This is a genomic window from Bradyrhizobium sp. Kon56, from assembly GCF_055807635.1.
This window is the reverse complement of the sequence record NZ_JBVVOU010000377.1, coordinates 1-281: the sequence shown is the minus strand read 5'-3', so window position 1 is coordinate 281 and position 281 is coordinate 1. Positions and strand designations below refer to the sequence as shown.

Genomic DNA, 281 nt, shown 5'->3' with positions numbered 1-281 from the left:
CGTCATCGCACCGGCGACCCCAACCTGTCGGTGATCCTGGAAACCCTGACCGCCCTGGGCACCCAGCAGATCATGGGCCAGGCTTACCTGCCGGCAATCAAGGACGGCGACAAACGCATCCTGATGATCGACGGCGAGCCGGTGGATTATTGCCTGGCGCGTATTCCGGCGGCCGGCGAGACCCGTGGCAACCTGGCGGCCGGTGTTCGCGCCCTCGATGAGCTGGCAGCTCTCGCCCGAGTTGAACTGGCTGGTGCAGTACGAATACAGCCGCTACAACC

The 281-nt window shown here is 64.8% G+C and carries 1 protein-coding gene; it reads left to right on the top strand.

Annotated features, from left to right (window positions below):
- The coding region (locus AC0L3B_RS39365; protein WP_473383184.1) for an ATP-grasp domain-containing protein at positions 1-281 on the top strand (281 nt) is incomplete at both ends.